18 protein-coding genes and 1 riboswitch are annotated in these 25,274 nt (G+C 67.0%); of the genes, 8 read left to right on the plus strand and 10 right to left on the minus strand.

The features are described from left to right. Positions 1-58 precede the first annotated feature (58 nt). Positions 59-1,102, minus strand: coding sequence for a metal-dependent hydrolase (locus tag QE395_RS15135; protein WP_306989840.1), 1,044 nt, complete (start codon positions 1,100-1,102; stop codon positions 59-61). A gap of 327 nt (positions 1,103-1,429) precedes the next feature. Between QE395_RS15135 and metK the strand changes: the two genes are divergently transcribed. Continuing rightward, positions 1,430-2,641 (plus strand): methionine adenosyltransferase, encoded by a 1,212-nt coding sequence (metK, locus tag QE395_RS15140; RefSeq protein ID WP_068849283.1) that lies wholly within the window; start codon positions 1,430-1,432, stop codon positions 2,639-2,641. A gap of 71 nt (positions 2,642-2,712) precedes the next feature. Continuing rightward, positions 2,713-3,216, plus strand: a complete 504-nt coding sequence (locus QE395_RS15145) for an acyl-CoA thioesterase (RefSeq protein WP_068849281.1) — start codon at positions 2,713-2,715, stop codon at positions 3,214-3,216. A gap of 28 nt (positions 3,217-3,244) precedes the next feature. Here QE395_RS15145 and ppc read toward each other — a convergent pair whose 3' ends face one another. Both ppc and QE395_RS15155 read right to left on the minus strand, forming a co-directional pair. Continuing rightward, a complete protein-coding gene (gene ppc / locus QE395_RS15150; protein WP_306989843.1) occupies positions 3,245-5,956 on the minus strand; it encodes a phosphoenolpyruvate carboxylase in 2,712 nt (903 codons plus the stop codon). Positions 5,957-6,080: 124 nt separating this feature from the next. Continuing rightward, positions 6,081-8,603 carry a prolyl oligopeptidase family serine peptidase gene (locus tag QE395_RS15155; RefSeq protein WP_306989844.1) on the minus strand — a complete coding sequence of 841 codons (2,523 nt, stop codon included), beginning with the start codon at positions 8,601-8,603 and terminating at the stop codon, positions 6,081-6,083. 126 nt (positions 8,604-8,729) lie between these two features. Continuing rightward, a riboswitch (S-adenosyl-L-homocysteine riboswitch) is annotated at positions 8,730-8,817 on the plus strand. Positions 8,818-8,849: 32 nt separating this feature from the next. On the opposite strand from QE395_RS15155, the gene ahcY reads away from it, so the two are divergent. The 3 genes from ahcY to ybaK all read left to right on the plus strand — a co-directional run bounded on the left by ahcY (position 8,850) and on the right by ybaK (position 11,599). Further along, entirely contained in the window at positions 8,850-10,295 is a 1,446-nt protein-coding gene (ahcY, locus tag QE395_RS15160) for an adenosylhomocysteinase (RefSeq protein ID WP_068849268.1), read from the plus strand. 162 nt (positions 10,296-10,457) lie between these two features. Beyond that, positions 10,458-10,988 (plus strand): hypothetical protein, encoded by a 531-nt coding sequence (locus QE395_RS15165; protein ID WP_306989846.1) that lies wholly within the window; start codon positions 10,458-10,460, stop codon positions 10,986-10,988. Between the two features lie 140 nt (positions 10,989-11,128). Next, positions 11,129-11,599 (plus strand): Cys-tRNA(Pro) deacylase, encoded by a 471-nt coding sequence (gene ybaK / locus QE395_RS15170; protein WP_093536065.1) that lies wholly within the window; start codon positions 11,129-11,131, stop codon positions 11,597-11,599. A gap of 2 nt (positions 11,600-11,601) precedes the next feature. Here ybaK and QE395_RS15175 read toward each other — a convergent pair whose 3' ends face one another. Further along, positions 11,602-12,159 (minus strand): DUF3228 family protein, encoded by a 558-nt coding sequence (locus QE395_RS15175; RefSeq protein ID WP_093536067.1) that lies wholly within the window; start codon positions 12,157-12,159, stop codon positions 11,602-11,604. Positions 12,160-12,199: 40 nt separating this feature from the next. After that, positions 12,200-13,078: a TIGR01777 family oxidoreductase gene (locus tag QE395_RS15180; protein ID WP_306989847.1), complete on the minus strand. Its 879-nt coding sequence runs from the start codon at positions 13,076-13,078 to the stop codon at positions 12,200-12,202. A gap of 120 nt (positions 13,079-13,198) precedes the next feature. Here QE395_RS15180 and metF point away from each other — a divergent pair, with 120 nt between their 5' ends. Further along, positions 13,199-14,026, plus strand: coding sequence for a methylenetetrahydrofolate reductase [NAD(P)H] (gene metF, locus QE395_RS15185; RefSeq protein ID WP_068854545.1), 828 nt, complete (start codon positions 13,199-13,201; stop codon positions 14,024-14,026). A gap of 53 nt (positions 14,027-14,079) precedes the next feature. Beyond that, positions 14,080-14,667, plus strand: coding sequence for a DUF4124 domain-containing protein (locus QE395_RS15190; protein ID WP_095364502.1), 588 nt, complete (start codon positions 14,080-14,082; stop codon positions 14,665-14,667). Here the strand turns inward: QE395_RS15190 and QE395_RS15195 are convergent. The 4 genes from QE395_RS15195 to QE395_RS15210 all read right to left on the minus strand — a co-directional run bounded on the left by QE395_RS15195 (position 14,657) and on the right by QE395_RS15210 (position 23,517). Next, positions 14,657-15,613: a Nudix family hydrolase gene (locus QE395_RS15195; RefSeq protein ID WP_306989848.1), complete on the minus strand. Its 957-nt coding sequence runs from the start codon at positions 15,611-15,613 to the stop codon at positions 14,657-14,659. The two genes, QE395_RS15190 and QE395_RS15195, sit on opposite strands and share 11 nt — an antisense overlap. A 96-nt stretch (positions 15,614-15,709) precedes the next feature. Beyond that, a complete protein-coding gene (locus QE395_RS15200) occupies positions 15,710-19,369 on the minus strand; it encodes an autotransporter domain-containing protein (RefSeq protein WP_306989849.1) in 3,660 nt (1,219 codons plus the stop codon). A 297-nt stretch (positions 19,370-19,666) separates the two neighbouring features. After that, positions 19,667-22,402, minus strand: coding sequence for a preprotein translocase subunit SecA (secA, locus tag QE395_RS15205; protein WP_217536986.1), 2,736 nt, complete (start codon positions 22,400-22,402; stop codon positions 19,667-19,669). A gap of 164 nt (positions 22,403-22,566) precedes the next feature. Beyond that, positions 22,567-23,517 carry a M23 family metallopeptidase gene (locus QE395_RS15210; RefSeq protein WP_093536077.1) on the minus strand — a complete coding sequence of 317 codons (951 nt, stop codon included), beginning with the start codon at positions 23,515-23,517 and terminating at the stop codon, positions 22,567-22,569. A gap of 12 nt (positions 23,518-23,529) precedes the next feature. On the opposite strand from QE395_RS15210, the gene QE395_RS15215 reads away from it, so the two are divergent. Beyond that, positions 23,530-23,970 (plus strand): DUF721 domain-containing protein, encoded by a 441-nt coding sequence (locus QE395_RS15215; RefSeq protein WP_083214065.1) that lies wholly within the window; start codon positions 23,530-23,532, stop codon positions 23,968-23,970. A 268-nt stretch (positions 23,971-24,238) separates the two neighbouring features. On the opposite strand, the gene lpxC is transcribed toward QE395_RS15215, so the two are convergent. Beyond that, positions 24,239-25,150: a UDP-3-O-acyl-N-acetylglucosamine deacetylase gene (lpxC, locus tag QE395_RS15220; RefSeq protein WP_093536079.1), complete on the minus strand. Its 912-nt coding sequence runs from the start codon at positions 25,148-25,150 to the stop codon at positions 24,239-24,241. Positions 25,151-25,274: the final 124 nt, after the last annotated feature.

A 25,274-nucleotide genomic window follows, 5' to 3' on the forward strand; every position in this document is an offset into this window, starting at 1 on the left:
TCGGCTGCTCGCCGGCGCGCTGCGCGCAGCCGACTGACAGTCGGCTCTACCCGTGGGCTTACCGGTCCGGCGTCTGCGGGGCGTGCCAGATGCGTTGCCACATCGCCCCGAGGCGGCGCTTGGCGCGCGCCCGGCCCTGCTCGCCGTCGTACGCCGGGCGCAGCTGCTCGGGCGGGATCGCCACCCAACGCTCGCCCTCCGCACGCGCCACCGCGAAGGTGAAGGTGTAATCCGGTTCCAGCCCCATGCGCAGATCACTCAGCTGCAGCTGGCCATCGACCACCTGCGCGCGCATGAAGCCCCGGTTGAACCAGTTCAATCGGGCAACGGCGGGAATGTGCGCGGCCTGGCGCAGCGCCTGCACGTTCGAGGGGAAGCCGCGGAACGTCATCGGGCCCGTATCGGCCACCAGCGAGCGCTCGCCGACCACATACCCGCTGGGCGTCATCGCCACCTCCTGCCACAGCAGCGTGTTGAACGGCGTGGCGACCGAGAACCGGGGTGCATCGCCCAGCCCCATCGCCGCCAGCGCACGGTCGGCTTCGCGGTCGACCTGGTGCTTGGCCAGCAGCGACCAGCCAAGGTAACCGGTGCTCAGCACCAGCCCCGCCAGCAGCGCCTTCTGCGCCAAGGGGCGGCTGCGCGCAAACCATGCCACCGCGCAGCCCAGCAGCAACCACACCGTGTACAGCGGGTCGATGATGAAGACGCTGGACCACATCGTCGGCGGCGGGGTGAACGGCCACCACAGCTGGGTGCCGTACACCGTGAACGCATCGAGGAGGGGATGGGTGATCAGCGCCAGCAGGATCGCCCAGAACCAGCGCGCGGGTGCCTGCGCCACGCGGCCGTGACCAAAGCGTTTGAAACCCCACCAGATCAACAGCGCCACCCAGGGCAGCACCAGCAGCGAGTGGCTGTAGCTGCGGTGCTCGGTCATCAGCGCCACCGGGTCGGTGGCGGTGAAGGCCAGCAACAGGGCATCCAGGTCCGGCAGGGTGCCCAGTGCGGCGCCGGCAAGCAGCGCGGCGCGGCGGTGGCCGGCAGGGGCGATGGCGGCGGCGACGGCGCCGCCCAGAACGATCTGGCTTAGGGAATCCATCCGGCGATGGTACGGGAGGTCCGCGCGTTTACGTGCGTGGGGGCATGGCTTTGACACGCATGGCGTGTCACTACGATCCGGGGTCGCACGGGTTGGGGTTTGGCGGGTTCGGGGGTGGGGTTGGGGGCCGCGCGGGTTGGGCGGCGTTGTCACGCTGGTGGAACACTGGGCCCCGACGCTGGGGGTCAATCGCGCTGCGGCGGCCTTTCACGGTGGGCACGCCGGCTTAACCACGGGCAACCCCCGCTGGGCCACAATGCAATGGCGCGACTTGCCGTGTATCATTCGCGCCCATCTTTCCATCCGAATCAAAGGATATTACGCCTGATGTCCAGCTACCTGTTCACCTCCGAATCGGTCTCCGAAGGCCATCCGGACAAGATTGCCGACCAGATCTCCGATGCGGTGCTGGACGCGATCCTTGCCCAGGACCAGCGCGCCCGCGTGGCCTGCGAAACCATGGTCAAGACCGGCGTGGCGATCGTGGCCGGTGAAATCACCACCTCCGCCTGGATCGACCTGGAAGCGGTGACCCGCAAGGTGATCCTGGACATCGGCTATGACAGCTCCGACGTCGGCTTCGACGGCGCCACCTGTGGCGTGCTGAACCTGATCGGCAAGCAGTCGCCGCACATCGCCCAGGGCGTGGACCGCAAGAAGCCCGAAGAAATGGGCGCTGGCGACCAGGGCCTGATGTTCGGCTATGCCACCAACGAGACCGACAGCTACATGCCGGCCGCGATCCACCTGTCGCACCGCCTGGTCGAGCAGCAGGCCAAGATCCGCAAGAAGAAGAACTCGCCGCTGTCGTGGCTGCGCCCGGACGCCAAGAGCCAGGTCACCCTGCGCTATGAAAACGGCGAAGTGTCCGCCATCGACGCCGTCGTGCTGTCGACCCAGCATGCCCCGGGCATCAAGCAGAAGGACCTCATCGAGGCCGTCCGCGAAGAGATCATCAAGCCGGTGCTGCCGGCCAAGTGGCTGCACAAGGGCACCAAGTTCCACATCAACCCGACCGGCAAGTTCGAGATCGGCGGCCCGGTGGGCGACTGCGGCCTGACCGGCCGCAAGATCATCGTCGACACCTACGGCGGCTGGGCCCGTCACGGTGGTGGCGCATTCTCGGGCAAGGATCCGTCCAAGGTCGACCGTTCGGCGGCTTACGCGGCCCGTTACGTGGCCAAGAACGTCGTGGCCGCCGGCTTGGCCGACCGCTGCGAAGTGCAGGTCTCCTACGCCATCGGCGTGGCCGAGCCGACCTCGATTTCGGTCACCACCTTCGGCACCGGCAAGATTAGCGATGACAAGATCGAAAAGCTGATCCGCAAGCACTTCGACCTGCGCCCGTACGGCATCATCAAGATGCTGGACCTGATCCACCCGATGTACCAGCAGACGGCGGCCTACGGTCACTTCGGCCGCAAGCCGAAGGACTTCAGCTACCTCAACGCTGCCGGTGAAACGGTCAACGCAACGGCCTTCTCCTGGGAGAAGACCGACCGCGCCGCCGCCCTGCGCGCCGATGCGAAGCTGAAATAAGGGCCACCCGCCCGCGCAGCATGTGAAACCGACGGCCCGCGAAAGCGGGCCGTCGTCGTTACAATCCCTTCATGCCTACCGACATCAAATCCCACCAGCTGACCATGACCGTGCTGATGTCGCCGGAAATGGCCAACTTCTCCGGCAAGGTCCATGGCGGGGCGATCCTGCGCCTGCTCGACCAGGTCGCCTATGCCTGTGCCAGCCGCTATGCCGGTCGCTACGTGGTCACCCTGTCGGTGGACCAGGTGACGTTCCGCGAACCGATCGCGGTGGGCGAACTGGTCACCTTCCTGGCCTCGGTGAATTACACCGGCACTTCGTCGATGGAAGTCGGAGTGAAAGTGGTGGCCGAGGATATCCTCAAGCGCAGCGTGCGCCACGCCAACAGCTGCTTCTTCACCATGGTGGCCGTCGATGACGACGGCAAGCCGACCCCGGTACCGCCGTTGCAGCTGGAAACGAGCGACCAGCGCCGCCGCCAGGCCGCCGCGCTGCTGCGCCGGCAGCTGCGCGCGGAGATGGAGCAGCGCCAGCGTGAGTTGCTGGCGTCCAATCCGCCGTCGCCCGAATAAGCGTCACGACCAACGGTCGTGACCTGCCTCATCCCGTGTTCTGGACGCCTTGGGAGACGCCGTTGACGCACGCCACCAGCGCGCGCAGCACCTCGTCATCCTCGCCGCCGCTCTCCCGCCAGCGCCGCAGCAGGTCCACCTGCAGCACGCTGATCGGGTCTATGTAGGGATTGCGCAGGCGGATCGACAGCGCCAGGCGCTGGTCGTGCTGCAGCAGTTCGTCCTGCCCGGTGATGGCCAGGATCTGCCTGCCGGTGAGGGCCAGTTCGTGCTGGATCTGCGGGAAGAACCGGCCGTGCAGCGGACCGGCCAGGCGCGAGAACTGCTCGGCGATGGTGATGTCGCCCTTGGACAGCACCATCGCGATATCGTCCAGGAAGGTGCTGAAGAACGGCCAGTCGCGCGCCATCTCCTGCAGCGTATCCGCATGCCCGGCATCGATCGCCGCCTGCAGTCCGCTGCCCACGCCATACCAGCCCGGAATCACCGCGCGTGCCTGGCTCCAGGCGAACACCCACGGAATCGCGCGCAGGTTGGTCAGCGCCGCGTCCTGGCCCAGGCGGCGCGAGGGCCGCGAGCCCAGCGTCATCCGCTCGATAACATCGATCGGCGTGGCCTGGCGGAAGTACTGCATGAAATCGGGCTGGCCGACGAATGCCCGATAGGCCTCCGCGCTTTTCCCCGCGACCAGGTCCATCACCGGGCGCCACTGCGCCTCGCGCGGTTCGGGTGCACGCGGGCGCAGGCTCGAGCGCAGCACCGCACCGGTGGACTGCTCCAGCGAGCGCAACGCCAGCGCACGGATGCCGTACTTGCGGTGGATCACTTCGCCCTGTTCGGTCACCCGCAGGCGGCCATCGATGCTGCCACGCGGTGATGCATCCACCGCGTCGGTGGTCTTGCCACCGCCGCGGCTGATCGAGCCGCCACGGCCATGGAAGAAGGTCAGCCGGATACCGCTCTCCGCGGCCACCTCCAGCAGCTCCACCTGGGCCCGCTGCAGGCCCCAGCGCGAGGCGGCGATGCCGCCGTCCTTGCCGCTGTCCGAATAGCCGAGCATCACCATCTGCACATCGTCGCGCGCGGCCAGGTGCGCGCGGTACACCGGATCGGCCAGCAGGTCGCGCAGCGTATCCGTGCCGCGCTGCAGGTCGTCCACGGTTTCGAACAGCGGCGCGATATCCAGCGGCACCGCACCGGCGTCGTCCACCAGTCCGCCACGTCGCGCCAGCGCCAGTACGGCCAGTACATCGCTGCGATCATGCGCCATGGAAATGATGTAGCTGCCCAACGCATCGGCGCCGTGCCGGCGCCGGGCATCGGCCAGTGCGGCGAACACCGCATCAAGGCGTTGACCGCCCTCCTCGGTGCTCGCGGGTAGTGCCTGCTCACCGCTGGCAAACGGCGCCAACCGCTGCGCGCGCGCGATCGCGTCGGCCGCGTCCCAGACGTCCTGGCCATCCAGCACGCTGGCCAGCGCGCGCCCATGCACGCTCGACTCCTGGCGCACGTCCAGCCGCGCGAGATGGAAGCCGAAGGTGCGCACCCGCCACAACAGCCGGCGCACCGCGAAGCCACCGGCATGGTCGCCCTTGTTGGCGTGCAGGCTGTCGAGGATCAGCGTGATGTCGTCCTCCAGTTCCTCCGGCGAGGCGTAGGCGCCCTCGGCATCCTCCAGCGTAGCCTGCACCCGCGCGCGCATGCGGTCGTTGAGCAGGCGGTAGGGCATGTCGGCATGCCGCGGGCGCGAGACCACCTTGGGCAGCAGCTGCTGGTAATGCGCCACCCGGGCCTGCAGCGCGTCACTGACCGCCACCCGCTCGGTGGACTGGCTGAGCAGGCTGGCCAGCTGCAGCAGGTCCTTCTGGTAGCGGCCCAGCACGGCCTGGCGCTGCGCATCGAGGGTGTTGCGGATGGTGCCGGCATCCACGTTCGGGTTGCCGTCCATGTCGCCGCCCACCCAGGTACCGAAGCGCAGCAGCCGGGGCAGCGGCACGCTGTCGCCGTAGGTATCGAGCATTGCCTGCTGCAGCGATTCGTACAGCACCGGGATTACCCGGTACAGCACCTGCACCAGGTAGAAGCCGACGTGTTCGCGCTCGTCGTCCACGGTGGGGCGCACCGGTGAGGAATCGGTGGTCTGCCAGGACGCGGTGAGTGCCATGCGGAAGCGCGCTGCATCGGCCGCGGCTTCGCCCGGGGTGCGCTGGCCGTCGAGGTTGTCGACCAGGCTGGCCACCATCAGCTGTTCTTTTTCCAGCAGTGCGCGGCGCACCGCTTCGGTCGGGTGCGCGGTGAACACCGGCTCGATGTCGATGCGCGGCAGCCACTCACCCAGCTCTTCCAGCGTCACGCCCTGCGCCTTCAGCCGCTGCAGCGCGTCCTGCAGGCCATCGGGCTGGGCCGCAGCGGTACCGGCGCGCTGGTAGTCGCGGCGTCGGCGGATGCGGTGCACGCGCTCGGCGATGTTGACCACCTGGAAGTAGGTGCTGAACGCACGCACCATCGCTTCGGCACGTTCGGGCGGCAGCCCGGTCAGTGCATCATTCAGGTCGGACAGCGGCGCCTCGCTTTCACGGCGCGCGATGGCGCGGGTACGCACCTGTTCCACATCATCGAAGAACTGCGTGGAGACCTGCTCGGCAAGCAGGTCGCCGACCAGTGCGCCGAGTCGGCGCACGTCGTCACGCAGGGGAATGTCGGGGGTGGCAAAGACGATGCTGCTGCGGTACTCGTTCATCTGCGACGCACTGGCCTCGGGAACGGAATCGCATCAAGCCTAACCCAGATTGCGCGGCAATCCCTGCCGCGCAAATGGTTTCAATTGCATGTGTTGCATCCGCCGGGCAACGCCCGGCGCGGCATCATTTGATCTTCATGCCCGGCCCGATGGTCTGCTCCAACCACCGCTCGCTTTCCGCCAGCATGGTCATCAGCGACTCACGCGCGCGGTAATGGTGCGACTCGTTGGGCAGCATCACCAGCCGCGCCGTACCGCCCAGCCCCTTCACCGCCGCGAACATGCGCTCGCTCTGGATCGGGAACGTACCGGAATTGTTGTCGTCCCCGCCGTGGATGAAGAGGATCGGATCCTTGATCCTGTCGGCGAAGTTGAACGGCGACATCTTCAGGTACACGTCCTGCGCCTGCCAGAAGTTGCGCTCCTCGGCCTGGAACCCGAACGGGGTGAGCGTGCGGTTGTACGCACCGCTGCGCGCGATACCTGCCTTGAACAGCCGCGTATGCGCCAGCAGGTTCGCGGTCATGAACGCCCCGTACGAATGCCCGCCAATGGCGATGTGCTCGCGGTCGGTCACCCCTCGCCGCACCACTTCATCCACCGCCGCTTCGGCGTTGGCCACCAGCTGGGGCAGGTAGGTATCGTTGGGTTCCTTGTCGCCTTCGCCGATGATCGGCATCGACGGACTCACCAGCACCGCATAGCCCTTGGCAAGGAACGCCTGCGGGCCCCAGTAACCGATGGCGTTGAAACGGTAGGGCGAATCGGTCACCTGGCTGGCCGCCGCAGCGGTCTTGAACTCACCCGGGTAGGCCCACATCAGCATCGGCAACGGGCCGTCCTTTTTGGCGTTGTAGCCCGGCGGCAGCATCAGCGTCGCGGTCAGGTCGACACCGTCGTTGCGCTTGTAGCGGATCTGTTCCTTGCTCACCCCGCGCAGCTGCGGCAGCGGATGCTCGAAGCGGGTCAGCGCGCGTGGCGCGGCGGTGGCATCGGCCAGGGACTGTACGAAGTAATTGGCCGGCGTATCGGGCGACTCGCGGGTGAGCAGCACCGAGGTGCCTTCCTGGTCGAGTAGTGCCTGCGGCAGCGAATAGGTCGGCGCCTGCGAATGGAACAGACGGGTGGCGGTGCGGCTCTCAAGGTCGAAGCGGTCCACGAATGGTCGGTCGCCTTCCGGCGAAGCACCCTGGCCGATCAGGAAGATGCTGCGCCCATCGGCGGTGATCTGCAGGCGCGAACGCCCGTTCACATCGCGCACCAGCGCCGGCTTGCCGGGATCGTTGTAGCGGTCCTGGGATGAGCGCTCGGACAGCAGCTGCGGGGCCTGGTCGAGCTGGTCCGGCGCGATTCGCCACTGCTTGACCACGCGCGATTTCCACCACGACTCGTTGAGCAGCGCCAGGTCGCCCCGGCCCCACTGGATACCGGCATAGCGGCTGCCCAGCTGCGCCAGCGTCACCGGCGGCGCCTCGAACGGCGCGGCCTGCATCAGCACCGCATCGCGCACCTTGGAATCGCGGGCCGGATCGCCGCCGTCCTGCGCTTCGGCCCAGACCAGCGTGGCCGGCGCATCGGCGCGCCAGCTCACCTCGCGCACCCCGGTCGGCACCGCGTCGTTGCCGGTGGGCAGGCCCTCCACCAGCGGCAGGGTGGCCACGGTGTGCTGCAGCCGGCCATCGGCGGCGGACAGAACTTCGATGCGGCGCGGGAAATCATCGGCCGGCACCAGGTAGGAATACGGACGCTGCACGCGCTGGGCCAGCACATGCTGCCCGTCGGGCGAGATGCTGACGTCCAGGTAGACGCCAGCGGTGGACAGCGGCGCGGTCACGCCATTGAGCGCCACGCGCACCGGCTGCGAGCTGGCGTAATGATCGAACAGGCGCGCATCGGCTTCGTTGCTGAGCAGGTCCTGGTAGGTGCGGATCGCACGCACGCCTGCGTCGGCCTGGGTCTGCTGGATCGCCGGGCCGGTCGGGATGCCGCCCGCGGCGGGCGCCGGACCCTGGCCCTTGACCTGCTGGGTGACCACCAGCCCGCGGCTGTCGGGCAGCCAGTCGTAGCCGCTGCCGAACACGGTGTTGAGGTCGGCCAGCAGGCGGCGCGCCGTGCCGCTGGCCACGTCGATGATCCACAGCTCATTGGCACCGCTGGCGGCATGCACCTGGTTGAAAGCCAGGTACTGCTGGTCCGGCGACCACGCCAGCGAGGCCACCGACAGCGGCTGCGGCAGGCCGGTGATCTGGCGCTCCTTGCCGTCGGCGATGTTCATCAGCCACAGCTTGTCGGCGAAGGTGAAGGTGCTGGCCGAATACGTGGCCGGGTTGATCCGCACGCCGGCCAGCTTCAGCTCGGGCTGGGCCACCTCGTTGATCGAAGGCAGCGGCGGGGTCTGCAGCAGGGCGGCGATATCGCGGCGCGGCGACAGGCTGAGGGTGGGCGCCCGCGGGGCGTTGGCCACCGCCTGCAGCGCCGCCGACGGCAGCTGGTAACCCTGCCCGGCCGGGGCCGCAGTGGCCTGGGGCGCCTTTTTGCCGGCCGTGGGCGTTGCCGCCAGCGCCAGCGGCGCCACCGCCAGCAGGGCCATGCCCACCATCAGCCGGCTGCTCCAGCGCGCGCGGCGCGTACGGTCAGTGCCTGTCATCTTCCCACCCCATCCTGTGCAAACCTTGGACCTTAACAGCGGGGCGCGATTTGCCCCCCTGCCGATGGTTGGGGGCGTACGCCGATTCATGCCCGGGCGGTGCGCCGGGATATAATGGGCATCCCCTCCACCGAGGGGCGCTGCGACCGCTGCCGGACCTGTTCCGCACGGCCAGGCTCGGTGGCAGGGCTGGTTCCAACGGCGCCCGGCGAAGACGAGCCATTCGTCCATTACCGGAGCTTTTGCATGAACGCTGTTGCCAAGACCTTCTCCACCGAAGGTGATTACAAGATTGCCGATATCTCGCTGGCCGACTGGGGCCGCAAGGAACTGGATATCGCCGAGCACGAAATGCCGGGCCTGATGTCGATCCGCCGCAAGCACGCCGCCACCCTGCCGCTGAAGGGCGTGCGCGTGACCGGTTCGCTGCACATGACCATCCAGACCGCCGTGCTGATCGAAACGCTGAAGGACATCGGCGCCGACGTGCGCTGGGCCTCGTGCAACATCTTCTCCACCCAGGACCATGCCGCTGCGGCGATCGCCGCGTCGGGCACCCCGGTGTTCGCCTGGAAGGGCGAGTCGCTGGAAGAGTACTGGGACTGCACCCTGGACGCGCTCACCTTCACCCTGCCCGACGGTACCCTGACCGGCCCCGAACTGGTGGTCGATGACGGTGGCGATGTCACCCTGCTGATCCACAAGGGCTATGAGCTCGAGAACGGCAGCACCTGGGTCGACGAAAAGGCGGCCTCGCACGAAGAACAGGTCATCAAGGACCTGCTCAAGCGCGTGGCCAAGGAACGCCCGGGCTACTGGGCCCGCGTGGTCAAGGACTGGAAGGGTGTTTCGGAAGAAACCACCACCGGCGTGCACCGCCTGTACCAGCTGGCCCAGGCCGGCACCCTGCTGATCCCGGCGATCAACGTCAACGACTCGGTCACCAAGTCCAAGTTCGACAACCTGTACGGCTGCCGCGAGTCGCTGGCCGATGGCCTCAAGCGCGCGATGGACGTGATGCTGGCCGGCAAGGTCGCCGTGGTCTGCGGCTACGGTGACGTGGGCAAGGGCTGCGCCGCGTCGCTGCGTGCCTACGGCGCGCGCGTGGTGGTGACCGAAATCGATCCGATCTGCGCCCTGCAGGCGGCGATGGAAGGCTTCGAGGTCAACACCATCGAATCCACCCTGGGCCGTGCCGACCTGTACGTCACCACCACCGGCAACAAGGACATCATCCGCATCGAGCACCTGAGCGCGATGAAGGACCAGGCCATCGTCTGCAACATCGGCCACTTCGACAACGAAATCCAGGTCGATGCGCTGGTGGGCTTCCCGGGCGTGCAGCACATCAACATCAAGCCGCAGGTGGACAAGTACGTGTTCCCGAACGGCAACGCGATCTTCCTGCTGGCCGAAGGCCGCCTGGTGAACCTGGGCTGCGCCACCGGCCACCCGAGCTTCGTGATGTCCAACTCGTTCGCCAACCAGACGCTCGCGCAGATCGACCTGTGGGCGAACAAGGACAGCTACGAGAAGAAGGTGTACCTGCTGCCGAAGAAGCTGGACGAGGAAGTGGCGCGCCTGCACCTGGAAAAGATCGGCGTGAAGCTGACCACCCTCACCAAGGAACAGGCCGATTACATCGGCGTGCCGGTGGAAGGTCCGTTCAAGCCGGAGCACTACCGCTACTGATCGGACGGTTGCCGACTGACAGTCGGCACTACCGGATACCACGGGCGCCTTCGGGCGCCCGTTTTTGTTAGCCGGGCTTCACCCGGTCTGCACCTTGCCCTCACATCCGCGCCGGGATCATCAGCGCGCGGGGGAATATCTGGGTGCATTCCGGAGATTTCCATGAATATCAAGTTCCTAGTTCCCGCACTGCTGGTGCTGTGCGGTGCCGCTTGCATGTCCCCGGTCCACGCCGCCGACTATCGGTGCATGGTGTTTTCCGGTGCAGATGGCAAAACGCCGGAAGCGAGCTCCAACGCGGACGGGAAATACGCCATCAAGGCGGCCGACCTGAAGGCAGCGGAGGCCGGTGCGCTGGCTGCCGCCACGCGCTACAAGAAGAACAGCGTCACGCTGACCAAGGCCCAATGCGATGCGGTGGTGGCAGGAGCATCGAGCACTGCAACGTCGGCACCGGCCACGACAACCGATCCGATGCCAACGGCTCCATCTACCCTAGCGACAGGTGCAACCAAGAACTACCGGTGTGCCGTGCACGATGCGGACGGCAATGTGCTCAAGGGCGAGGCGGAGGGTTACTTCCAGGTCGCTGCCAGCAACGGTGACGTGGCCGATGGCTTGGCAAAAACCAAGGCGGAAGCGAAGTACGGGGCCGGGAAAGTCGACCATGTCGATTGCGCGCCCATGGGTTGAGGTTGTATTCCTGCTGCTGGCGGCCCCAGTGCCGGCAGCAGCGGGATAGATCACTACCTGGAACCGCCCCCGATAGTCCGGGTCAAGATTCTGCGGTCGCGCCCACGCTAAGGTAGTGCGACCACGCCAGCTGCATGCCCATGACCCCGGCCATCAATCTGCTCAAGAAGCACGGCATCGCCCACCGCGTGCTGTCCTACCACCACGATGCCAACGCCGCCTCCTATGGCGGCGAAGCGGCAGAGCTGCTGGGGCTCGACCCCGCACTGGTGTTCAAGACCCTGCTGGCCAGCACCGAAAAGCACGAGCTGCTGGTGGCGATCGTGCCGGTCAGCGGCACGCTGGACCTCAAGGCACTGGCCGAGGCAGCAGGCTGTAGAAAGTGCGAGATGGCGGCGGTGGATGCGGCACAGCGTGCCACCGGCTACCTGGTCGGCGGAATCAGTCCGCTGGGCCAGAAGAAGAAGCACCGCACCTTCATCGATGCCAGTGCGCAGGCGCTGCCGGTGATGCACGTCAGCGCCGGCCGGCGCGGGCTGGAGGTGGCGTTGGCGCTGGCCGATCTGGTCGCGCTGACCGAAGCAGAAATGGCGGGTATCGGTCGGCCGTAACCTTACGGCCGCCAGTTGGCGTGGCTTTCCCAGTACGCTACCGCGCGCTGGTAGGCCTCACGATCCAGCGGCACCCCGGAGCCGCCCTCCTCCACACCCAGCGCATTGCGCATCATGGTGATCGGCGCCATCGGCACTTCTTCCGGTTCGGCGGTGTAGATGCAGCCGACGATGCCCCAGTCCGCTTCGATGGGCGAGCCTTCTTTCGCCAGTTGTTCGGCGCTGTACAGGATCACCACCAGGTAATTGGCGCGCGGCGACTGCACGCCCTCGAACCAGCGCACCAGCACCGGCAGTTCATGGCGGTTGCGCGCCTCGTAGGCGCTGCGCAGCTGGTGGCGGTTGGCATCGGTGACCGGCACCGTCAGGCAGCGCGTGGACGTCCAGTTCTCGTACACGAACAGCTTGCAGAACGGCGCATAGCCATCGAGCACTTTGAACGGCGCATGCGCGTTGAGGTGCGCCTGGAACTGCTCGGCGGTGCAGTCCTGGATGGTGTTGCCTCGGGGCACGCGCGGGAACAGACGGGGGCGGGCGAATTCGGTCAGGACAATCGACATGGCATACGCAGCTGGAAACAGGTGCACAGGGTAACCGCCCTCAGCCGAGGATCGCGCGCAGGGCCGCTTCCAGGGTCGGGTACCGGAACCGATAGCCTTCCTGCAGCGCGCGTGCCGGCACCACGTTCTGCCCGGTCAGCAGCAGGCCCGCCATCTCGCCGAAGGCCAGTTTCAATGCGAATGCCGGCGTCCGCACCCACGCAGGCCGCTTCAGCACATGCGCCAGGGTGCGGGCGAATTCCGCATTGGTGACCGCCGCCGGCGCAGTGCCGTTGCAGGCGCCACGTGTTTCGGGATCGGCCAGCAGCCACAGGATCAGCCCCACCAGGTCGTCGCGATGGATCCAGCTCATCCACTGCATGCCATCGCCCATCGGCCCACCCGCGCCCATCCGGAACGGCGGCAGCATGCGCGCCAGCGCACCGCCTTCGCGGTCGAGCACGATGCCGGTGCGCAGCAGGCAGGTGCGCACGCCCAGGTCTTCGGCCTTCAGCGCCTCGGCCTCCCACCGCCGGCACAGCATGGCGGCGAAGTCGTGCCCGGGCGAGGCCGCTTCATCCAGCGGGGTGGCATCGCGCGGCCCGTAGTAGCCGATCGCCGAGCCGGACACCAGCACCTGCGGGCGAGTCGGCAACCCGCGCATCCAGTCCAGCAGGGCCCGGGTGGTGCCGATGCGTGACTCGAGCATGGCCTGCTTGCGCGCCGCGTTCCAGCGGCCTTCCACCAGCGGTTCACCCGCCAGGTTCACCACCGCATGGACCGGGCCCACATCGCCCAGTGCACCGACGTACTGCACCCCGGCTTGGCCGGGCCGACCCGGGCTGCGGGTCAGCACCGTGACCCGGTGCCCGGCCGCCAGCAGCCGCTGGCACAGGCGCTGGCCGATGAAGCCGGTGCCGCCGGTGATCAGGATGTCCATGCGTGCTCTCCTTGGGGAAGGCCACTTTACCCGCCAAGGTGTAAACGCAACGCCCGCCACCTTTTACATTCATCGCGATGAAGCGATATGATGGACCCACATCCGCTGCCGCCGCCGCCCATGACCGCCCTCAGCTTCGAGTTCTACCCACCCAAGACCGACGACCAGCGCGCCCAGCTCGACCGTACCGCGGCCAAGCTCAAGGCGTACGCGCCGGAATACGTGTCCTGCACGTTCGGCGCCGGCGGCTCGACCCTGAGCTACACCTCCGAAACGGTGCGACACCTCAAGCAGCACCACGGCTTCGAGGCCGCGCCGCACCTGTCCTGCGTGGGCGGCAGCCGCGAGGAGATCCGCGAACTGCTCAAGCTGTACCGGGCCATCGGCTGCAGGCGGATCGTGGCGCTGCGCGGCGACCTGCCCTCCGGCATGGGCCACCCCGGCGACCTGCGCTACGCGTCGGAACTGATCGCCTTCATCCGCGCCGAGCACGGCGACGCCTTCCACATCGAGGTCGGCGCCTACCCGGAAACGCACCCGCAATCCGACGACGCGCTGCGCGACCTGAGGTACTTCAAGGCCAAGATCGACGCCGGTGCCGATGCGGCCATCACCCAGTACTTCTTCAATGCCGACGCCTACTTCCACTTCGTCGACGCGGTGCGCAAGCTGGGCGTGCAGGTGCCGATCGTGCCGGGCATCATGCCGATCTCCAACTTCAGCCAGCTGCGCCGCTTTTCCGAACAGTGCGGTGCCGAGATCCCGCGCTGGATCGGCAAGCGCATGCAGGCCTACGGCGATGACGCCGATGCGGTGCGCGCCTTCGGCGCCGAAGTGGTCGCCCAGCTGTGCGAGCGGCTGGTGGCCGGTGGCGCACCGGGCCTGCATTTCTACACCCTCAACCTGGCCAAGCCCACCACCCAGGTATTGAAGCTGCTGGGCCGCTGAACAACGCGCACGCCATTGCTTGCAGATAACGCGCGTCCCGCTACCCTGCTGCGATGAGACCGGTCGTTCCGTTGCTGCTGTCGCTGTGCATGCTGTGCTGGGCCCCGTGGGCGCAGGCACAGGCGCAGCGCGTGAACCGTTGCACCAATGCGCAGGGCGAAACGGTATTCACCGACCGCAGCTGCGATGCGCTGGGCGCGACGGCGCGGATGCCGCCGCGTGGTGATTCGGTGGGCAATACCGGCATCTACCGCGCCGGCTGCGCGCGCCGGTTGAGCGAGCTGACCGGGCAGATCCGCGATGCGGTGAGCCTGCAGGACGTCAACCGGCTGTCGTCGATCTACCTGTGGGGCAACGTCTCCAATGCCGCCGCCAACCAGATCATCGGACGACTGGAATCGGTGGTGCAGCGGCCCCTGCTGGATATCGCCCCGGTATACCCGGAGGTCGCCGCGCCGACGCCGCTGCCGGTCGACCCGAACGCGACCCTGGTCGAGGCAGTGGAAGCGGCCGCGCCGCAGGCCAGCCGGCCGCGGCCGATCGGGCTGCGGCTGGAGCAGACACTCGGTACGACGGCCACGCCAGCGCGGACGGTGTTTGGATTGCGCCGTCAGTACGGCTGTTTCTGGATCACGCTGTAGGCCACAACGCGCGGATGGCGGCGATGCCCTGCGCGCCGTGGCGGCGCGCCTGGGTGATGTCGTCCGGGTGCAGGCCGCCCAGCGCGTACAACGGCAGCGAGACCTGTGCGCGCAGGGTTTCAAAGGCGTCCCAGCCCATCGGCACGCTGCCGGGGTGGCTGTCGGTGGCCTGGACCGGGCCGAGCACGGCGAAGTCACAGCCCAGTCGTTGCGCGGCCTGCAGCTGGGCCAGGTCGTGGCAGGACGCGGCCACCAGCTGGTCGGCCGGCAATGGCCGCGCCTCCAGCTGCAGCAACTGCTCGCCGCCCAGATGCACGCCGACGCCAAGCCGGCGGGCCAGTTCGATATCGCGGCTGAGCAGCCACTGCACTCCGCCGCGGTGCCGGGCCACGGCCTGTTCGGCCAAGGCGATGCGGGCCGGGCTGTTCGGCGTGCGCAGCTGCACGCGGCGCACGCCCGCCTCCAGCGCACGCGCCAGCCGTGAGTACCAGTCCTGGTGCGCGGCATCCTCGTCGGTGTCCGGTTCGGGGGTGATCAGGTAGCGGTCCGGGTGGCGCAGCGCGGCCACCACCGGCAGATCGGCCGGCGGCATCGAATAGCGCGACAGCTTGTCCGGCGCCACCCAGGTGATGGCCTGGCCTTCGCGGCCGCGCGGTGAGCCCTTCCAGCTGCGGATGTGCCGCACTTCCAGGCGCAGGTGCTTGTCCGGGTAGAGCTGCGGGACGTCCATGATCCAGTCGCCGACCTCGGCCTCGATCCCCAGTTCCTCGCGCAGTTCGCGCACCAGCGCCTGCTCGGAGCTCTCGCCCTCTTCGCGCTTGCCGCCCGGGAATTCCCACAGGCCGGCCATGTCGCGGTTCTCGGTACGGCGGTTGAGCAGGATGCGGCCGCGGGCGTCGGTGATGACGCCGGCCACGACGTGGATCGATCGTTTGGGGGATGGCATGCGACCAGAATGCCCAATCGGCCCGGGCATGCGCAATGCCGAACAGACGAAGGGCCCCATGCGGGGCCCTTCGGGTGGTTCAGGAGGCGGGTTCGATCAGAACACCACGTTCCAGTTCAGCTGGGCGCCCACTTCACGCTGGCCATCGCCGGCACGGCCCTGCGCGAACATCGACAGGCGGCTGTTGTCGGAGGTGTTCAGCGAGACGCCCAGTTCGGCGATGCCCACGTTGCGCGCCAGCGGCAGGCCGCTGACGGTGAAGCTGTCACTGCCGGCCACGAAGCGGTTGCGCGAGTCGGCACGCAGTTCGCCGGCCGCGTTCTGCCAGGCCAGGCCTGCCTCCAGGCGGGCGCCGTCGGTCTGACCACCGCTGATGTCCCACGCGGCGCGGATGCCGGCCGTGGTGGTCCAGACCTCATCCTTGCTGGATGCCACCGACAGGGCTGCGGTGCCGCCGGTTTCCGTGGCGGCCTCGCTCGACAGGCGGGTGTAGGCCACGGCCAGGTACGGGCTCAGGGTCAGCGCACTGAGCTGGATGTCCCAACCGCCTTCCGCAAAGGCCTGTACCGAATGAGCGTCATGCTGGCTGCCCAGGCTCTGTTCCCAGGAGGTGCCGGCACCCAGTTCACGGCGGGTATCCAGCTCGTAGTCGGCGTAGCTGGCGCCGCCGTTGATCCAGGCCTGCTCACCACGGAAGCCGGCGTACAGGCCACCGTGCACCGCGTCGACCTCGGTGATCGCGTTGCGGTCGCGAATCTGCTGGCGCAGCGATTCCGGGCCACCGGCCACGCCGACGGTCCAGCGGTCGCCGAAGGTCCAGTCGTAGCCCACCATCAGGCCCTGGCGGGTTTCCTGGGTGCGCGAGGCGGTGCCATCGCTGTCCTGGCGCTTGGACGCGCCGCTGCCGGCCACCCACACCGAGGAGCCGTTGAGCTTGGTGTCCGGCGTCGGACGCAGGCGCTGGGAGATGCCTTCACGCAGGAAGCGGTCGTCCAGCAGCAGCGCACGGTTGCTGGCATGCAGTTCGCCACCGAGGTCATCGAAGGCAACCAGCGCACCGGCCTCATCGAGCATCAGCAGGCCGTTATAGAGCGCCAGCGCGTCGCCGGACTGCTGCAGCGAATCCAGCGCCGCTGCCGTGGCGCGCTGGTTGCCGGTGACGGCGACGGCGCCGAACACGATCGGCGGGGTCACGCCCGGGGTGCCCGGGAAGCCCGGATCCACCGGCGTGCCGGGATCGACCGGGGTGCCCGGATCAACGGGCGTGCCCGGATCAACCGGGGTACCCGGGTCGACCGGATCCACCGGGGTCACCGGCGTGTTGACCGCGATGGTCAGCACGACCTGGTTGCCGGTCTGGGTCAGGGTGGGGGTGATGAAGGCCGAGCGCGAGATCACATCGTCGAAGCCGCCATTGATGCCGCCGGCCACGTCGAGGATCGCGTAGGTCTGGCCGTTCTGGTAGCTGGCATTCGGGTCCAGCCCGGTCACGCGCACGCCGGTGGCACCGGTGGTGCCGGCGATGCCGACGCCATGGCCGATGTAGGCCTTGCCGGTGACGGCAACCCGGTCGGACTGGCCGTTGCCAAGCAGGTCCACGTCGTAGAAGGCCTTGTCGGCCACGCTTTCGGGCACCGCGCCCGCGGCATTGATGTACAGGTCACCGTTGATGGTGAGCGTGCCGATGCCGGCATCACCCGGCGACAGCACGCCGCCATTGAAGACCTGGGTGGTGCCCACGGTCGCATTGCCGGCGAGCATGCCGCCATTGCGCACCATCACGTTCGAGCTGCGCACCACGCCGGTACTGCTGCCGTAGTTGATGGTCTGGTCGAAGCCGGAGTTGCCGTTGAGCACCAGGGTGCCGCCGGTGACCTCGATCTGCTGTGCAGCAGCCTGGCTGGTACCGGTATAGCTGCGCCCGGTGTACATGTCGCCATCGATGCGCAGCGTGCCGCCGTTGACCGTGACCTTGCCCCCGAAGTCGGCCAGGTCGCCGGTCAAGGTGGTGGTGCCGGCCACGCTGGTCACGCCGCCGGTGGTGCCATTGGTACTGCTGACGGTGTTGGCCAGGCTGATGTCGCCGGTGTGGTTGAACACCAGCGCGCTGAGCGCACCGTCCATGACGATATCGGCCGCGCCCAGTTCGCCGGCCGCTTCGGCCGCCGCCCAGGTCGGGGCGCCATCGGCGACCGACCAGGTTTCCAGGCCGCCGCCCACCACGACAAAGCCCAGGGTGCCCAGCTTGAGGTCCCCGCCGGCGGCAACACGGCCGCCATTGGCCACGTTGAGGATGCCGAACGGTTCGCCGACCAGGTGGCTGCCCACCGTGACGTCGCCGGTGGCCTCAATGGCCGAACCCGCGCCGCTGACGCGGACCTGCTCATCGACCGCGCCGATCTTGAAGGTCATGGTGTTGGCGCCGCCGGACACCAGCAGCGTGTCGGTACCGATCACCGCACCGTCCAGCACGTCCACGCCGGTGCGGATGTCCAGCTCGCCCTGGTTGGTCCAGAGGCTGCCGGCACCGGTGAGGGTGGCGGTACCGGTAGCGCTGAGCGAGTCGCGGATGCGCGCGGTGTTGGACTGGATCTGGCCGCCGTTCTCCACGAGCAACTGAGTGCTGGCAATGATCCGGTCGCCGCTCAGCACCGAACCGGCGCCGGTCACTTCAATGCGGCCGGTGCGTGCGGCGGTGCTTGGCAGGCCCTGGTTGTCTTCGGCGGTCACGTTGCCGGTCACGGCCACCAGCGCGCCATCTTCGATGCGCAGCAGGCCGTCGCCGTTGCCCGACACCCGCAGGGTATCGGTGGTGACCGTCGAACCTGCGCCGGTCACCAGAAGCGAGCCGCTGGCCTCCTGTGCTTCACCGATGCTGACCAGCTGCGACGCCAAGGTGCCGCTGTTGCGGACAATGACTTCGCCCTTGCCACTGGCGGCAGCACCGATGAGCACGTCGCGCCCGGCGGTCACGCCACCATTGTTGATGAACAGCGCGCCGGTACCGCCCTCACCGACGCGCAGGTCATTGCCGGTGACCAGCAGCTGGCCGCCACTGGTGACGTTGATGGTGCCCGTGCTGCCGACCTCGGTACCCACGCTCATGCCAAACGAATCGCCGATAGGCGGTGCCTGCAGCGTGGTCTCCACGCGGGCACCATTGCGGATGGTGAGCATGCCACTGCCTTCGCGACCGACCAGAATCTGGCGGGCGGTAAGCAGTGCGTCGGTGCCATCGACCTGGCCGATGCCGCTGGAACCGGCTGCATAGCCGAACGACAGCGTCGAGCCCAGGGTGGCCTTTGCGCCATCGTAAAGACGCAACGCGCCGGTGCCTGCTTCACCCACGCGCACGACGGCGCTGTTGACGGTCAGCGACGAGGTCGGCCCGAAGATCTGCAGTTCGCCATTGCTGCCGGCAAGCGTACCCAGCGAGACCAGGCCGTTGGAGGTGAACGTGCCGCCGTTGCGTAGCTGGACTTCCACCGCGCCGTTCGGGCCGACGCGGAAACCATCGACATAAGCGCGCGGATCGGTGACGGTCTCGCTCGCATCGAAGTCATACACCGCCGCGAAGGCGGTAGGCAGCGAGGCGGCCGACAGGCCTAGCGCAACCAGCATGGCAGCGCTCAGCGGCGAACGCCGGCGGCGGCTGTCGGTCGCGGGAGAGGAGGAAGAGGGGGACGTGGCGAGTTCGGACGCGACCTGCATCAGGCCGGTGGTGCGGTTGAACACCAGGCGATAAATCCTGTTCATGAAACTCCATGGATGGCGACTCAGGGGAAACGCGACGCTGCCGCAGCCTGCGGAGCGCAATGCGCGTCGAGCCTGCCCCGAATGCAATGCATTCGCGACAGCGCTGAACACGTTAACCCTCTGTCGTATATCCACACGTGGGTCGCATCTGACACTCGCGTGGGGATGCGCCACGCATCTGTGTCAGGTTTCTCTGAAAGGTCCGCATTGGCGACACCGGTCACAGAACGATGCCCACAAGCATCCGCGCCGTGCAGACATAGATCAAAAAAAAACCCCGCTTTCGCGGGGTCTTTTTCAGCTCAACTGGCCGTGGCAGTGCTTGTACTTCTTGCCGCTGCCGCAGGGGCATGGATCGTTGCGACCGACCTTGGGCTCTTCGCGGGTCACCTGGCCGACGACGCCGCTGCGCTGGGCTTCCACGTCCGCTGCCTCTTCGTCGGCGCCGTAGCCGCCCACGTTCTGGTGCTGGAACTGCGACTGCAGCAGGCGCGCTTCGGCCTGCTGGCGTTCGGCTGCTTCCAGCGCCGCCACTTCTTCCTCGCTGCGGATGCGCACGCGCGCCAGCAGGGTCACCACTTCGCGCTTGACGTTCTCCAGCATTTCCGAGAACAGCTCAAAGGCTTCCTTCTTGTATTCCTGCTTGGGCTGCTTCTGCGCGTAACCGCGCAGGTAGATGCCCTGGCGCAGGTAATCCATGCGGGCCAGGTGCTCCTTCCAGCTCTGGTCGAGCACGGTGAGCATGACGTGCTTCTCCAGCGCGCGCATGGTCTCTTCGCCGACGCCGGCTTCCTTCTGCTCGAAGTGCTCGTCCACGCGGGCCTGCACCTTGTTGGCGATGGCTTCGGCGTCGAGTTCTTCGTGTTGCTTGACCAGGCCGGTGACGTCCATCTGCACGCCCAGGTCGGAGGCCAGGGTGGCTTCCAGGCCCGGCAGGTCCCACTGTTCGTCGATCGAGTTCGGCGGCACGAAGCGGGCCACGATGTCGTAGATCACATCGCCGCGGATGCCGTCGACGTTGTCCTTCACCGACTCGGCATCCAGCAACTCATCGCGCTGGGCGTAGATCACCTTGCGCTGGTCGTTGTTGACGTCGTCGAAGTCCAGCAGGTTCTTGCGGATGTCGAAGTTGTGTGCTTCGACCTTGCGCTGCGCCTTTTCGATCTGGCGGCTGACCAGGCGGTCTTCGATGACGTCGTCTTCCTTCATGCCCATCATGCGCATCGCCTTCTGGACCCAGTCCGAGGCGAAGATGCGCATCAGGTTGTCTTCCAGCGACAGGTAGAAGCGGGACGAACCCGGGTCACCCTGGCGGCCGGAGCGGCCACGCAGCTGGTTGTCGATACGGCGCGATTCGTGGCGTTCGGTGCCCACGATGTGCAGGCCGCCGGCGGCCTTGACCTGGTCGTGGCGGACCTGCCAGTCGGCCTTGACCTTGGCGCGCTGCTCGGCGGTGGCGTCTTCGCCCAGCGCGTGCAGCTCCGCTTCGTGCGAACCGCCCAGCACGATGTCGGTACCACGGCCGGCCATGTTGGTGGCGATGGTCACCGCACCGGGCATGCCGGCGTTGGCGATGATGGTCGCTTCGCGGTCATGCTGCTTGGCGTTGAGCACTTCGTGGTGCACGCCGGCCTTGCGCAGGTGCTCGGACAGCATTTCCGAGGTTTCGATCGAGGTAGTGCCGACCAGCACGGGCTGGCCACGCTTGTTGCATTCCTGGATGTCGGCCAGCACGGCGTTGAACTTGCCGTTGCGGTTGAGGAACACCTGGTCCGGCGAGTCCTTGCGGATGGTCGGGCGGTTGGTCGGGATGACCACCACTTCCAGGCCGTAGATGCTCTGGAATTCGTAGGCTTCGGTGTCGGCCGTACCGGTCATGCCGGACAGCTTCTTGTACATGCGGAACAGGTTCTGGAAGGTGATGCTCGCCAGCGTCTGGTTCTCGCGCTGGACCGGCACGCCTTCCTTCGCTTCCACGGCCTGGTGCAGGCCATCGGACCAGCGGCGGCCGGCCAGGGTACGGCCGGTGAATTCGTCCACGATCACCACTTCGCCATCACGCACGATGTAATCCACGTCGCGCTGGTAGATGGCATGCGCGCGCAGGGCGGCATTGAGGTGGTGGACCACGGTAAGGTTCTGCGCCGCGTACAGGCCTTCGGTTTCGGCGCTGAGGATGCCGGCTTCGACCAGCAGCTGCTCGGCGTGCTCCATGCCCGCTTCGGACAGGTGCACCTGCTTGCCCTTCTCATCGACCCAGAAATCGCCCTCGCCTTCTTCGGCTTCCTGGCGGATCAGGCTGGGCACCACGCGGTTGACGCGGATGTACAGCTCCGGGGAATCGTCGGCCGGGCCGGAGATGATCAGCGGGGTACGCGCTTCGTCGATCAGGATCGAGTCGACTTCGTCGACGATGGCGTAGTGCAGGCCACGCTGGTAACGGTCGGCCCGCGACAGCGCCATGTTGTCGCGCAGGTAGTCGAAGCCGAACTCATTGTTGGTGCCGTAGGTGATGTCGCTGGCGTAGGCCTCGCGCTTGTCGCTGTGCGGCATGCCCGGGTAGACCACGCCGACGCTCATGCCCAGCCAGTTGTACAGCTTGCCCATCTGCGCCGAGTCGCGGCGGGCCAGGTAGTCGTTCACGGTGACCACGTGGACGCCCTTGCCTTCCAGCGCGTTCAGGTACACCGGCAGCGTCGCCACCAGGGTCTTGCCTTCACCGGTGCGCATTTCGGCGATCTTGCCCAGGTGCAGGACCATGCCGCCGATCAGCTGGACGTCGTAGTGGCGCATGCCGAGCACGCGGCGGCTGGCTTCACGGCAGACCGCGAAGGCTTCCGGGAGCACCTTGTCCAGGGCTTCACCGTCGGCGATGCGCTGCTTGAACTCCGGGGTCTTGGCCTTGAGCTGCTCGTCGGAGAGCTTTTCGATGTCCGGCTCCAACGCATTGATCTTGGCGACGATGCGGTTGAGCTGGCGCAGCTGGCGTTCGTTACGACTGCCAAAGACGCGGGTAAGCAGGCTGTTGATCATTGAAGGAACCGGTTGGAATGAGACGCCCCAACGGCGACGCTCCCTCGGGAGCCGCCCGCCGCAAACGAAACAGGGCGCATCGCGCCCTGTCTATGGCAACACCCATTGTAGCTTGGGACGAGGGCACTTGGTTTCAAGCGCCCGCGATCCGCCAGATGGCGCCCTCAGCCGCGGGAAACCCGCCCGACCGGGGTGTTGCCGCCATCGCCCAGGAACTTGCGCGGGTTGACCACCTGGCCGCGTTCCCAGACCTCGAAGTGCACGTGGGCACCGGTGGAACGCCCCGTGGAACCGGCCTTGGCCACTTCCTGGCCGGCCCGCACCAGGTCGCCCGGCTTCACCGACAGGCGCGAATTGTGCGCGTAGCGGGTCACGTAGCCGTTGCCGTGGTCCACGTCGACCACGTTGCCGTAGCCGCCCTTCACGCCGGCGAAGCTGACCACGCCATCGGCCACGGCCATGACCGGGTCACCGACCTTGGCATGGAAGTCGATGCCCTTGTGGTTGCCGCGACCGCGACCGAACGGGTCGTTGCGACCACCAAAGCTGGAGGTGATGTAGCTGTTGCGGATCGGCATGCGACCCGGCACGGCGTCCTGCTCCAGCTGGTGGTCGAACATCAGCGATTCCATCACCGACAACTGGCGGCCTGAAGCAGCGAAGCGCTGCTCCAGCACCTGTAAGTCGGCGTTGACCGCGCTGACCGGGATGTCCTGGGTCGGGCCAGGCTCGCCTTCACCGAGGCCGGGGGTCTCGTTGAAGTCGAACTCGCCGTCTTCCAGCTTGCCCATCTGGGTGAGCCGTTCGCCCAGCGCATTGAGCCGGGTCGCCTGCGCCTGCAGCTCACCCATGCGGGCGGCCAGGGCGTTGACCTGGGTCTGGGCGTCCTTGCGGGCCTGCGCCAGGTCGCGTTCCTGCTGGGCGACCTTGGCGTGGAGCCGGGAATCGTTGAACATGCTGCCACCCAGACCGGCACCGAAGCCGATCAGGCAGCCCAGCCCGAGTACGCTGCCCAGCAGGGCGCGGGGCCTGTCCTCGAAGTAGAAACGCAAACGCGCCAGCGGCGTCTTGGCCTGTCCTTCACGCGTTTTGATTACGATCTTTTTGAATGCCATCAGTGAGTTTTCATGTCTGAGCCGAAATCCAGTGCCCGTCCTGCGTCAACGCCGAAGCCGGCGCTGGATGCAGTCATGGGTGACAAAGCTGGCAATCCGCTGCGTCGTGCCCTGTGGCTCGATGCGCTGGACCGTCAGTTGCGCCCCCATTTGCCGCCCACCCTGGCCACCCGTTGCCGGTTGGCGAATGTGAACGGCGAACACCTCGTTTTTCTCGTCGAATCCCCTGTCTGGCACGCCAAAGTGCGGCTTGCCGAGGCTCAGTTGATCGACGCGGCCCGGTCCATCGGGCTGAAGGTCACCAAGGTGACCGTCAAAACCGCGGCTGCCGCTCCTCCACGCTCCCCAGCGATCGATAACAGGAATGGCCCCCACGCAGTTTCAGCCGCCACGCACAAAGGGCTACGCGACGCGTTGGCCTGTCTAAAGGACGTGGATTCGACCAGGTCCTGAAGCCATCGGGGCATCCCGCCCCTTCCCTACCGTCGTCACGATCACGTGAATCTGGTTGGGAGCCGGCGGCCATCGTAGCCGTGCTGGGTCGTCGAGTCGTTAGTCTTTTATTAAAAGTTCGTTAAATTCAGCTCGAAACCGGATCGGGTTCACAAAAACGTGACCCAGGTACGTACACGGTTCATTGACGTCAACGTCACGCCGCGCACACCGCCGAAAACGACGAACGGCGCCCATGGCGCCGTTCTTTTTCAATAATTTCAACTAGTTATGCGTATGCGGGGACGCTGTAGACGACCGGCACTGCGCTGCTGGGTGCGTCATAGCTCACCCATTCCCAGGCGCTGGCATCGGCCAGCAGGGCCCGCACCAGCTTGTTGTTGAGCGCGTGGCCGGACTTGAAGCCCTCGTAGGCGCCCAGCACCTGGCCGCCGGCCAGATACAGGTCACCGATCGCGTCGAGGATCTTGTGGCGCACGAATTCGTCGGCGTAACGCAGGCCGTCGTCGTTGAGCACGCGGAATTCGTCGAGCACGATGGCGTTGTCCATCGAACCGCCCAGGCCCAGGTTGCGCTCGCGCATGTACTCCAGGTCACGCATGAACCCGAAGGTGCGCGCGCGGGAGATTTCCTTGGTGTAGGCGGCGGTGGAGAACTCGATCTCGGCGCGCGACTGCTTGGCCGGGATCATCGGATGGTCGAACTGGATCGTGAAACCGAGCTTGTAGCCTTCATACGGCTCGAAGCGGGCGACCTTGTCGCCTTCGGTGACTTCCACGGTCTTGAGAATGCGGATGAAACGCTTGGGCGCGTCCTGTTCGGCGATGCCCGCCGACTGCAGCAGGAACACGAACGGGCCCGAGGAACCGTCCATGATCGGCAGCTCGGCCGAGGACAGTTCCACGATGATGTTGTCCACACCCAGGCCGGCCAGGGCCGACATCAGGTGTTCGACGGTCTGGATCTTGGCGTCGTTGCAGGTCAGCCCGGTGCACAGGGTTACTTCGGTGACCAGGTCGGCACGGGCCGGCACTTCCACCACAGGGTCCAGGTCCACGCGACGGAACACGATGCCATGGTTGACCGGTGCCGGGCGCAGGGTCATGTAGACCTTGTCACCGCTGTGCAGGCCAACGCCGGTGGCGCGGATCGTGTTCTTGAGGGTGCGTTGCGGAATCATGGGGGCCAGCCGGGGGAAAGCGCGCAGTCAACGCGACAGTGACAAACAAGAATAACACGCACTACCACCGCTCCTTTCTGAACCGGGGGCGGCAGACTGCCGGGCCTATCCTGGCCCGGCAGCA

Origin of the sequence: Stenotrophomonas sp. SORGH_AS_0282, from assembly GCF_030818125.1 — a bacterium.
Classification (GTDB): domain Bacteria; phylum Pseudomonadota; class Gammaproteobacteria; order Xanthomonadales; family Xanthomonadaceae; genus Stenotrophomonas; species Stenotrophomonas rhizophila_A.

What these genes read in the sequence shown, in the direction of transcription:
- QE395_RS15135 (WP_306989840.1), bottom strand. Translation starts at nt 1,102, where the DNA reads ATGGATTCCCTAAGCCAGATCGTTCTGGGCGGCGCCGTCGCCGCCGCC.
- metK (WP_068849283.1), top strand. Translation starts at nt 1,430, where the DNA reads ATGTCCAGCTACCTGTTCACCTCCGAATCGGTCTCCGAAGGCCATCCG.
- QE395_RS15145 (WP_068849281.1), top strand. Translation starts at nt 2,713, where the DNA reads ATGCCTACCGACATCAAATCCCACCAGCTGACCATGACCGTGCTGATG.
- ppc (WP_306989843.1), bottom strand. Translation starts at nt 5,956, where the DNA reads ATGAACGAGTACCGCAGCAGCATCGTCTTTGCCACCCCCGACATTCCC.
- QE395_RS15155 (WP_306989844.1), bottom strand. Translation starts at nt 8,603, where the DNA reads ATGACAGGCACTGACCGTACGCGCCGCGCGCGCTGGAGCAGCCGGCTG.
- ahcY (WP_068849268.1), top strand. Translation starts at nt 8,850, where the DNA reads ATGAACGCTGTTGCCAAGACCTTCTCCACCGAAGGTGATTACAAGATT.
- QE395_RS15165 (WP_306989846.1), top strand. Translation starts at nt 10,458, where the DNA reads ATGAATATCAAGTTCCTAGTTCCCGCACTGCTGGTGCTGTGCGGTGCC.
- ybaK (WP_093536065.1), top strand. Translation starts at nt 11,129, where the DNA reads ATGACCCCGGCCATCAATCTGCTCAAGAAGCACGGCATCGCCCACCGC.
- QE395_RS15175 (WP_093536067.1), bottom strand. Translation starts at nt 12,159, where the DNA reads ATGTCGATTGTCCTGACCGAATTCGCCCGCCCCCGTCTGTTCCCGCGC.
- QE395_RS15180 (WP_306989847.1), bottom strand. Translation starts at nt 13,078, where the DNA reads ATGGACATCCTGATCACCGGCGGCACCGGCTTCATCGGCCAGCGCCTG.
- metF (WP_068854545.1), top strand. Translation starts at nt 13,199, where the DNA reads ATGACCGCCCTCAGCTTCGAGTTCTACCCACCCAAGACCGACGACCAG.
- QE395_RS15190 (WP_095364502.1), top strand. Translation starts at nt 14,080, where the DNA reads ATGAGACCGGTCGTTCCGTTGCTGCTGTCGCTGTGCATGCTGTGCTGG.
- QE395_RS15195 (WP_306989848.1), bottom strand. Translation starts at nt 15,613, where the DNA reads ATGCCATCCCCCAAACGATCGATCCACGTCGTGGCCGGCGTCATCACC.
- QE395_RS15200 (WP_306989849.1), bottom strand. Translation starts at nt 19,369, where the DNA reads ATGAACAGGATTTATCGCCTGGTGTTCAACCGCACCACCGGCCTGATG.
- secA (WP_217536986.1), bottom strand. Translation starts at nt 22,402, where the DNA reads ATGATCAACAGCCTGCTTACCCGCGTCTTTGGCAGTCGTAACGAACGC.
- QE395_RS15210 (WP_093536077.1), bottom strand. Translation starts at nt 23,517, where the DNA reads ATGGCATTCAAAAAGATCGTAATCAAAACGCGTGAAGGACAGGCCAAG.
- QE395_RS15215 (WP_083214065.1), top strand. Translation starts at nt 23,530, where the DNA reads ATGTCTGAGCCGAAATCCAGTGCCCGTCCTGCGTCAACGCCGAAGCCG.
- lpxC (WP_093536079.1), bottom strand. Translation starts at nt 25,150, where the DNA reads ATGATTCCGCAACGCACCCTCAAGAACACGATCCGCGCCACCGGCGTT.